Source organism: Aerococcus agrisoli, from assembly GCF_003797145.1.
GTDB classification, from domain to species: domain Bacteria; phylum Bacillota; class Bacilli; order Lactobacillales; family Aerococcaceae; genus Aerococcus; species Aerococcus agrisoli.
Window position 1 is genome coordinate 1 of the sequence record NZ_RKMG01000071.1, and the last position, 1,516, is coordinate 1,516.

Below are 1,516 nucleotides of genomic sequence, written 5' to 3' on the forward strand. Positions count from 1 at the left end.
CATGCTTTTTCACGGCTAAGGACGTACACTTGCAGTCCTTTTCCTTTTACCATAGCGAGTGGAAAGTTTCATGTATATTTATGTAAGAGAAGCGGTCTCGCCTGGTTTAAAAATCAAACTAATCATCACTCTATTTCTGAAGTTGAAAAAATTGCGGTATCCATAAGATACACGTTTAATGACCTTAATTCGATTATTTTTCCCTTCTAAACTAGCATTAGATCTAGTTTTGTAATGGAATGTGTTTGAAATATACTCAATGTTTTTTAATAGCGTCTTCAAAGAAGTTTGCATATATCTACTGATATTTTGTTTACTTTTTTCTGTAATCGTCTCTTGGAACATTTCGATATCATTTTCTTTAGCAGCCTCTAGTAAAGCTTGATATACCCAATAATTCTCCGTTAAATGTTGGTCTAAAGAAAGCAGATGTGTGACAATGTCCATGTCACAAACCATTTTCCCTTTAAATAAGCGTTGCTTTCTATATTTTAGATAATCTACATCATTAAAATCCTTTAGGATTAGCTTCCAAAAGCTTTTCAATTTGCGATAGTCTTTTTTATCTTCACCATGATTTTTGTTTGTATTGAAAGTATTCATTACCTGCACTCTTGTTTTATTTAAAGAGCGTGAAATCAATTGAATAATGTGAAAACGATCAATAATTACCTTGGCATTCGGAAACATTTCTTTAACCAGAGTCATATAAGGCGCATTCATATCAACAACAATGGTCTCAACTGTAGAACGCTCTCTTAAGCTAAATTGACGGAAGTATTCTTTCAATTTGTAAAGTTGACGAGTGGGTAATATACCTAGAACTTCATGAGTATCTTCATTACTAAAAATAAAACTCATTTGCTTATCTGCTTGCTTTGTAGATTTAATCTCGTCGAAACACATGTGTTTCGCTAGTTTTGTGCGATTACGACGAAAATAGTCATCCATAAATCGATTAATAATGCGTCTACTAGTATTATCTGAGATACAGTGCCGACGAGCGAGATCCTTGTTTGAAATTGTATCTGCAGCCTCAAATAAAATAGATTGTTTTACTTGTTTAGCGATATGACAATTGCGTTCAACCTCTTTGGTTTGTGCAATGAAGCGTCCATCGCATTCATGACACCAGAAGCGTTGCTTTTTAAGTTCTAGATAAGTTGGTGTATTGGATTGACGTAACCACGTGATTCTGGACATCATATATCCATCTTTAACGATAGAATGGTCGTTTACGCAGCCACATTTAGGGCAAGCCTTGGGCTTGTACGTTAACTTACCAGTAAAAACTTTCACGTTTATACCTTTAATATTCCGTTCTTGAATCCAATTTTCTTCGTTGAATGTGATGTTTGTATCTTTAATGTTTAGTAAAAGTCTGATATTATCGTTGTGAGACATATGAATTTCCTTTCTAATTTTGGTTTAGACGCTTAAATTTTAGCATAGGAAATATTCATATGTCTTTTTTGTGTTTTTATACAAAAAAGGTGTGAATGATTTCTCATCCACA

Annotated in this window: 1 protein-coding gene; it reads right to left on the minus strand. The window is 33.5% G+C overall.

The window, feature by feature from the left end:
• Positions 1–78 precede the first annotated feature (78 nt).
• Positions 79–1,404, minus strand: coding sequence for an ISL3 family transposase (locus EF384_RS09510; RefSeq protein WP_123781470.1), 1,326 nt, complete (start codon positions 1,402–1,404; stop codon positions 79–81).
• Positions 1,405–1,516 lie beyond the last annotated feature (112 nt).